At 63.8% G+C, this 5,477-nt stretch carries 7 protein-coding genes; 6 read left to right on the plus strand and 1 reads right to left on the minus strand.

The annotated features are described in order from the left end of the window. From EOA24_RS26030 to EOA24_RS26055, 6 genes are all read left to right on the plus strand, one after another. The coding region (locus EOA24_RS26030; protein WP_133374614.1) for a GNAT family N-acetyltransferase at positions 1–431 on the plus strand (431 nt) is incomplete at its 5' end. A 3-nt stretch (positions 432–434) separates the two neighbouring features. Continuing rightward, positions 435–1,031: a DUF2585 domain-containing protein gene (locus EOA24_RS26035; RefSeq protein WP_126080089.1), complete on the plus strand. Its 597-nt coding sequence runs from the start codon at positions 435–437 to the stop codon at positions 1,029–1,031. A gap of 5 nt (positions 1,032–1,036) precedes the next feature. Continuing rightward, positions 1,037–2,347: an ATP-dependent protease ATPase subunit HslU gene (gene hslU, locus EOA24_RS26040; protein ID WP_126080088.1), complete on the plus strand. Its 1,311-nt coding sequence runs from the start codon at positions 1,037–1,039 to the stop codon at positions 2,345–2,347. Between the two features lie 135 nt (positions 2,348–2,482). Then, entirely contained in the window at positions 2,483–2,722 is a 240-nt protein-coding gene (locus EOA24_RS26045) for a hypothetical protein (RefSeq protein ID WP_126080087.1), read from the plus strand. Beyond that, the gene (locus EOA24_RS26050) at positions 2,719–3,162 is read left to right on the plus strand and encodes a type II toxin-antitoxin system VapC family toxin (RefSeq protein ID WP_126080086.1); all 444 of its coding nucleotides are present in this window, start codon (positions 2,719–2,721) and stop codon (positions 3,160–3,162) included. Before EOA24_RS26045 ends, EOA24_RS26050 begins: the two co-directional genes overlap by 4 nt. Before the next feature lie 189 nt (positions 3,163–3,351). After that, complete coding sequence (locus EOA24_RS26055) at positions 3,352–4,311, plus strand: DUF1402 family protein (protein ID WP_126080085.1); 960 nt, start codon at positions 3,352–3,354, stop codon at positions 4,309–4,311. Positions 4,312–4,318: 7 nt separating this feature from the next. Here EOA24_RS26055 and EOA24_RS26060 read toward each other — a convergent pair. Next, positions 4,319–5,477 (minus strand): FAD-dependent oxidoreductase (locus EOA24_RS26060; protein WP_127410213.1); only part of this gene is annotated, 1,159 nt, incomplete at its 5' end.

A 5,477-nucleotide genomic window follows, 5' to 3' on the forward strand; every position in this document is an offset into this window, starting at 1 on the left:
GGTGGGACGATCCGGACAAGGAAATCGCCGAGATCCGCGAGCATATGGATTCGGTCTCGGTGGAGCCGCTGATCGTCGAGCTCGACGGCAGGCCGATCGCCTATCTGCAGAGCTATGATCCGCATCTGGAGGACGACCATCCTTACGCCGACCAGCCCTTCGGCACGCTGGGCGTCGATCTTACGATCGGCCCGCCGGAGCTGGTCGGTGTCGGCCATGGCTCGGCAATCCTGAGCCAGTTCGTCGAGGAACTGTTCGGGGAAGGCGCGCCGCGCGTCATCATCGACCCGCATCCCGACAACGGCCGCGCCATCCGCGCCTATGAGAAGGCCGGCTTCAGGCCGATCGGCCACAGGCATTCGCAATATGGGGACGTCGTGCTGATGGCCGTCGATGCGGACGAAGACGACGATGAAGATCTGGGGGACTGACGAATGACCGCGCCTGAGGACAAGACTCTTTCCGCCTATGAGGACAGCTGGCGCATGGGCCTGCTGCTGGTGCTCGCCTTGATCGTGTTCCAGGCGGGCACCCTATACGGCATGGGGCATCCGCCGATCTGCACCTGCGGCTACGTCAAGCTCTGGCACGGCGTGGTCAACAGCTCGGAGAATTCCCAGCACATCGCCGACTGGTACACCTTCTCGCACATCATCCACGGCTTCCTGTTCTATGCGCTGGCCTGGGCGCTGTTCCCGCGCTCGCCGGTCGGGTTGAGGCTCGCCTTCGCCGTCCTCATCGAAGGCGGCTGGGAGATCCTGGAGAACAGCCCCTTCATCATCGAGCGCTACCGCGCCGGCACCATCTCGCTGAATTATTACGGCGATTCGATCATCAACTCGGTGTCCGACACGCTGTTCATGGTGCTGGGATTTGTGATGGCGCGAAAGCTACCTATATGGGTGATCGTGGCCCTGGCGCTCATCTTCGAGCTCGGCACGGGCTACATCATCCGGGACAATCTGACGCTCAACGTGATCATGCTGCTGCATCCGTTCGAGTCCATCAGGCAGTGGCAAAGTGGAATTTGAGTAATATGAGCACCTTTTCTCCCCGCGAAATCGTTTCGGAACTCGACCGCTTCATCATCGGCCAGAAGGACGCCAAGCGCGCCGTGGCCATCGCCTTGCGCAACCGCTGGCGCCGCCAGCAGCTGGAAGGCCAGATGCGCGAAGAGGTGATGCCGAAGAACATCCTGATGATCGGCCCGACCGGCGTCGGCAAGACCGAGATCTCGCGCCGCCTGGCGCGGCTCGCCGGCGCGCCCTTCGTCAAGGTCGAGGCGACCAAGTTCACCGAGGTCGGCTATGTCGGCCGCGATGTCGAGCAGATCGTGCGCGACCTCGTCGAGGTCGCCATCGGCCTGACCCGCGAAAAGATGCGCGAGGATGTCGCCGCGCGCGCCCAGATCAACGCCGAGGAGCGCGTGCTGGAAGCCCTGGTCGGCAAGACGGCGAGCCCGGCCACGCGCGATTCTTTCCGCAAGAAGCTGCGCGACGGCGAGCTCGACGACAAGGAGATCGAGATCGAGGTGGCCGACACCGGCAATGGCGGCATGCCAGGCTTCGAGATCCCCGGCATGCCGGGCGCCAATGTCGGCGTGCTCAACATCAACGACATGCTGTCGAAGGCGATGGGCGGCCGCAGGACCAAGACCCGCAAGACGACGGTGCGCGATTCCTACGCGCTGCTCGTCAACGACGAGTCCGACAAGCTGCTCGACCAGGACGAGGTCGTGCGTCGCGCGCTGGACTCGGCCGAGAACGACGGCATCGTCTTCCTCGACGAGATCGACAAGATCGCGGCCAGGAGCGACATTTCGGGCGGCCCGTCGCGCGAGGGCGTGCAGCGCGACCTGCTGCCGCTGGTCGAAGGCACCACGGTCGCGACCAAATACGGGCCGATCAAGACCGACCATATCCTGTTCATCGCTTCCGGCGCCTTCCACGTCTCGAAGCCGTCAGACTTGCTGCCGGAATTGCAGGGCCGCCTGCCGATCCGCGTCGAGCTGCGCGCGCTGGAGAAGGCGGATTTCGTCCGCATCCTCACCGAGACCGAGGCCAGCCTCATCAAGCAGTATATCGCGCTGATGAAGACCGAGGGCGTCGAGCTGAGCTTCACCGACGACGCCATCGATTCGCTGGCCGGCATCGCCGTCGACCTCAACGCCAGCGTCGAGAACATCGGCGCACGGCGCCTGCAGACGGTCATGGAGCGCGTGCTGGACGAGATCTCCTACGACGCGCCGGACCGCAACGGCACCCAAGTCGTCATCGACGCCGCCTATGTCGAGAAGCATGTCGGCGACCTGTCGCGCAACACCGACCTGTCGCGCTTCATCCTGTAGCTCCGCCGCCGGCGGCAGCTATCCTTCCTTCTCGCTCGTTGGCGCATGGGACGGATGTCTGCCGCGCCCAGCGCGGGTCTTGATTGGATGCTGGCCCAATGCTATCATTGCTCTCAATGAGAGCATGGAAGGCGTATGGCCGGAAATCTGCACGTCCGCAATCTGGATGACGACTTGATCGCCAAGCTGAAGATGCGTGCCGCCCGGCATGGGCGCTCGGCTGAGGCCGAGCACCGTGAAATCCTCAGGCAGGCGCTGGAAAATGAGAGCGAGCCCTCGTTCGATGAACTGGCCGCCCGGCTGCGGCGGCTCACCGCGCAGCGAAAGCAGACACCCTCCGAAGTGCTGCTGCGCGAAGGACGTGACGAACGGTGACGGAAACGCTCGTCGTAGACGCCAGCATCGCTGTCAAATGGGTGGTCGAGGAGGAGGGTACGTCTCTGGCACTTGGCTTGCGGCATGGTCGACGCTTCGCGGCGCCGGAACTGCTGATCGTTGAGTGCGCCAACATTCTCTGGAAGAAGGTCCTGCGCGGTGAAGTCAGTCGCGAAGAGGCGAAGATGGCCGCAAGCTTGCTGGAGCGTAGCGATATCGAATTGTTCGGCATGCGGGGATTGCTCGCCAAAGCGACCGAACTGGCGACGGATATCGGTCATCCGGCCTATGACTGCATGTATGTCTGCCTTGCGATGAGCCGAAACTGTCGCTTTGTGACCGCGGATGAACGCCTTGTACGAGTGCTGCACCAGAAGGCTCCCCGTGAAATCGCCAATCTCTGCATGACCCTGGAGCAGCTCTCAGCTGGCTCGGATTAATGCCGTTGACCGATATCCGCCGGCTCGGCAATTTAACGGCGGCTGATCTCTTGGTGACGGTCCTTTATCTAAAACCTGCAGTGTGGCCAGACGGTACCATCTGGCCGCCTTTCGATCCGGTTTGACCGCGCCTTCTCTCGACTCTGTCGTGCGCTTTTCCTAGTTTGCCGCGAATTCAAAGGCGGCGGCATGAAGAAATATATCCTGCTTTTTCTGGGCATCGCTTTGGCGGCGGCGGTGACGATCGCCGATGCCGCGACCATGGTGCCTCCGGGCAATCGCAACGCCGTGCAGCCGGACATTCCGGGCGCGTCCAGCCGGCGCACCCAGGCAACCAACACCACCTTCCAGGCCAAGTACCGTAAAGTCTACGCGTTGCTGCAGAACGATGCCGAGCTGCGCGGCAAGATCAGGAAGGTGGCGGCTGCCTACGGTATCGATCCGATGCATATCGTCGGCGCCATCGTCGGCGAGCACACCTACAATGTCGACGCCTATGACCGCCTGCAGACCTACTACGTCAAGGCGATGTCCTATCTGTCGAGCAAGCTGACCTTCGCCTATGAGGGCGAGGATGTCGGCGATTTCGTTCAGCGGCCGGAATTCAAGAAATGCGCCGGCATGGACGACAGCTACGATCTGTGGGAATGCCGCGAGCAGGTGTGGAACCATGCCTTTCGCGGCAAGACCGTCGGCGGCACAAGCTTCCCCAACGACCGCTTCGGCGCAACCTTCTTCCAGCCCTATTATGCCGGCCAGACCTTCGGTCTCGGCCAGTTGAACCCGCTGACCGCGCTGCAGATGAGCGATCTCGTGCACAAGGTCTCCGGCCTGCCGAAGCTTGATGTCGAGGATCCCAATGCGGTCTACAAGACCATCATGGACCCGGACCTGACGCTGCCTTACGTTGCAGCGACCATCAGGAAGTCGATCGACGCCTATCGCAGCATCGCCGGCTTCGACATCTCCCACAATCCGGGGCTTACCGCCACGCTCTACAATGTCGGCAACCCCGAGCAGCGCGCCTATGCGCTGAAGGCCGAGAACGACAGACGCCGCGCCGCCGGCGAACCGGAAAAGCTGCCCGAGGAGAACTATTACGGCTGGCTGGTCAACGACAAGCTGGACGAGCTGAAGGCGCTTTTCTAACCAGACCTCAAGCTGCCAGCAGCGACTTCAGCTTGACCGCCTGCGAGCCGAGCGCTTCCGGCGCCGGCTTCCCCCGCTTGGCGATCAGCATCTCCGCCAGGCGGATATCGCGCGCCACCGCATTGCCGGGGCCGATGCCGCTGGCGGCGACCAGCCTGCCGTCCTCCGCCAGATGGAACAGAATGAAGGCGCCGTCGTCGAGGTCGCGCCGCACGATGCTCTTGCCCTCGTCGGGAAGCCCGGCGATCTGCAAGGTCAGGCCGTACTGATCCGACCAGAACCAAGGCACGGCGCCATGCGCCTCGTTGGCGCCCATCATGTTCCTGGCGGCCAATGCGCCTTGTTCCTGGGCGTTGCGCCAGGCCTCCAGCCGCACGCGACGGCCGCCATAGATCGCCAGCGGAAACGAGCAGCAATCGCCGGCGGCGAAGATATCCGGGTCGGCGGTGCGCAAATGCTCGTCGACGGCGATGCCATTGTCGATCGCGAGCCCCGCTTCGGCGGCAAGCGCCGTCACCGGCACGGCGCCGATGCCGATCACCGCGAGATCGGCAACGATCCTTTGTCCGTCGGCCAGCGTGATGGCGACGTCCTTGCCGTCATCGGCAATCGCGGCGATCCCCTGGCCGGTGCGGATCGGGACGCCCTCGGCCTCATGCGCCTTGTGAATGATCTCCGCGATCTCGGCCGTCACGCCGCGCCTCAGGATGCGCGGCTGCGCCTCGATGACGGTGACCGTGGCGCCGAGCTTGCGCGCCGAGGCGGCAAGCTCCAGCCCGATGAACCCACCGCCGATGACGGCGATGCGCCTTTCCGCACCGAGATGGGCACGGATGGCGAACGCGTCGCTGAAGGTCCTCAGATAGACGCAGCGCGACCCAAGGCCTGGCATCGGCAACTGCCGCGGCACGGAGCCGGTGGCCAGCAGCAGCTTGTCGTAGGCAAGCGAAGAGCCGTCCGACAGCTGCACGATATGGGCCGCGCGGTCGATCGCGACGGCCCGGACGGAATGGATGTGCCGGATCGCGCGTTCGGCGAAGAGCTCCTCTGTGGCGATCGCCTTGATGCCCGGAGCCTCACCGGTCATCGCGTCCTTCGACAGCGGCGGTCGCTCATAGGGCAGATGCGGCTCGTCGCCGACCAGTGTCACCGGCCCGTCATAACCG

Origin of the sequence: Mesorhizobium sp. M2A.F.Ca.ET.039.01.1.1, from assembly GCF_003998035.1 — a bacterium.
Taxonomy (GTDB): domain Bacteria; phylum Pseudomonadota; class Alphaproteobacteria; order Rhizobiales; family Rhizobiaceae; genus Mesorhizobium.

Coding starts and splice junctions, on each gene's coding strand:
- EOA24_RS26045 (WP_126080087.1), top strand. CDS start 2,483: ATGGCCGGAAATCTGCACGTCCGCAATCTGGATGACGACTTGATCGCC.
- EOA24_RS26055 (WP_126080085.1), top strand. CDS start 3,352: ATGAAGAAATATATCCTGCTTTTTCTGGGCATCGCTTTGGCGGCGGCG.
- hslU (WP_126080088.1), top strand. CDS start 1,037: ATGAGCACCTTTTCTCCCCGCGAAATCGTTTCGGAACTCGACCGCTTC.
- EOA24_RS26035 (WP_126080089.1), top strand. CDS start 435: ATGACCGCGCCTGAGGACAAGACTCTTTCCGCCTATGAGGACAGCTGG.